This is a genomic window from Lysobacter enzymogenes, from assembly GCF_017168095.1.
Lineage (GTDB): Bacteria > Pseudomonadota > Gammaproteobacteria > Xanthomonadales > Xanthomonadaceae > Lysobacter > Lysobacter enzymogenes_D.
Genome location: NZ_LXSD01000485.1, coordinates 1 through 2259, shown reverse-complemented (window position 1 = coordinate 2259; position 2259 = coordinate 1). Strand labels below are relative to the sequence as shown.

Sequence of the window (2259 nt, the reverse complement as noted above, 5' to 3'; positions counted from 1 at the left end):
GCAGCCGGCTGCATGCGCGGCCGCAGCGCGTCCGGCGCCCAATGGCGCTCGCGCGCGAACGGATAGGCCGGCAGGCGCACACGCGCCGGCCGCTGCGGGTACAGGCGCGGCCACGGCCATTCGACGCCGGCGACCCAGGCCGCCAGCACCTGCGCGTGCTCGCCGCGTTCGAGCAGCGCCAGCAGATCGTCGGCGGGCGCCCGCGCGCGTTCCGGATCGGCCACGCCGCGGTGGCAGCGGCTGCGGTCGCCGGCGAGGAAGTCTTCCAGCTTGCCGCGCAGTTCGGCGATGGAACCCGCGCTCAGGCCGAGCCGGTGGGCGTGGTGCTCGCGCCCGGTCTGCAAGGTGCAGGCGATCGCGTCCAGATCCGCGTCGCCGAAACCCTGCGCCGACAGGCTCGCCAGCAGGCGTCGTGCGGCTTCGTCCAGGCGTTCGGGCTCGGCCGCGCTCAACACGATCAGCGCCGGCCGCAGCGGGCGCGGCGCGGCCGCGCGCGCCGGCGCGAGGAACTCCTCGACCAGCAGATGCGCGTTGGAGCCGCCGGCGCCGAACGAGGACAGCGCGGCGGTGCGCGGCGCCGGGCTCGCGTCGGCGCGGCGCGGCGCCGGCCACGGTTCCAGCGTGCGCTGCACCGCGAACGGCGTCTGCGCGAAGTCGATGTTGGGGTTGAGCGTCTGCGCGTGCAGCGTCGGCACCAGGGTCGCGTGCTCGAACTGCAGCAGGATCTTGGTCAGCCCGGCGATGCCGGCCGCGCTTTCGCAATGGCCGATATTGGATTTGACCGAGCCGATCCGGATCGTACCGGCGGCCGGCGCGGCGTCGCCGCCGTGCTCGCGCAAGGCGCGGGTCAGGCCGGCGATCTCGATCGGATCGCCGAGCGCGGTGCCGGTGCCGTGCGCTTCGACGTAGCCGATCGCGCCGGCGTCCACGCCGCTGCGTTGCAGCGTGCGCCGGATCAGGCGCGCCTGCGCGGCGGCGTTGGGCACGGCGAAGCCGTTGGAGCGGCCGCCGTGATTGAGCCCACTGCCCTTGATCACGCCGTAGATGCGGTCGCCGTCGGCGAGCGCCTGCGCCAGCGGCTTGAGCAGCACCGCGCCGACGCCTTCGCCGGGCACGTAGCCGTCGCCGCCCTCGCCGAACGCTGCGCAGCGGCCCTGGCTGGAGGCGAAGCGGGCCTGCGACAGGCCCAGGTATTTGTTCGGATGCAGCGACACGTTGACGCCGCCGGCCAGCGCCACCGCGCACTCGCCGTCGCGCAGGCTGCGGCAGGCCAGGTGGATCGCGCTCAGCGAGGACGAACACATGCTGTCGATCGCCAGCGACGGCCCCTGGAAATTGCCGAAATAGCTGACCCGGTTGGCGATCGAGCCGATGCCCGAGCCCAGCGCCAGCGGCTCGCCCAGCATCTGCGCCTGCGCGCCGTACAACTGGTACTCGGCGTGCATCACCCCGACGAACACGCCGACGCCGCCGCCGGCTTCGGCGCCGCGGTTGAGCGCCTCGCGGGTATAGCCCGCGTCTTCCAGGGTCTCGTGCGCGCACATCAGGAACAGGCGTTCCTGCGGGTCCATCATCGGCGCTTCGCGCGGCGAGATGTTGAAGAAGCGCGGATCGAAATCGGCGACGCCGTCGAGGAAGCCGCCCCATTTGCTGTAGCTCTTGCCGTGCGCGGCCGGATCGGGATCGTAGAAGCCGTCCAGGCTCCAGCGTTCGGCCGGAATCTCGCCGACGCAGTCCACGCCGGCCTTGAGGTTGTCCCAGAACGCGGCCAGGGTCGGCGAACGCGGGTAACGTCCGGCCAGACCGACGATGGCGATGCCCTCGTCGCTCGGCTGCGGCGAAGACTGCGCGATCGGCGCAAGCGGCGCCGGTTCCGGCGCCGGCGCCGGCGCCGGCGCGATCACTGCTGCTGCGGCGGCATCGTGAGATTGCGCGGCGGCTGCGGCGGCCGGCGCGCGCCGGGTCGCCAGATGCGCGGCCAGTTCGGCGACCGTGGCGTACTCGAAGAACAGCGTCTTCGACAGCGGCCCGTAGGTCTTTTCCAGCGCCGCGGTCAGCCGCACTGCGATCACCGAGTCGATGCCGAAGCTGTCGAAGCCGTCGCCGGCGCGGATGCGCGCCGGCGGGATCATCAGCTGTTCGGACAGGAACGCGCTGAGCGCGGCGATCGCCGCGGCGGTGTCGTCGGCGGACGCTGCGGCCGGCGCGGACTCGCTGCGACGCGGCTCGAAACGGCTCGGCGCTGGCGCCCGCTGCGGC

At 73.4% G+C, this 2259-nt stretch carries 1 protein-coding gene; it reads right to left on the bottom strand.

Features of this window, described 5'->3' with window-relative positions; genetic code table 11:
• Nucleotides 1–2259 (bottom strand): beta-ketoacyl synthase N-terminal-like domain-containing protein (locus A7A76_RS20120; protein ID WP_241201072.1); only part of this gene is annotated, 2259 nt, incomplete at both ends.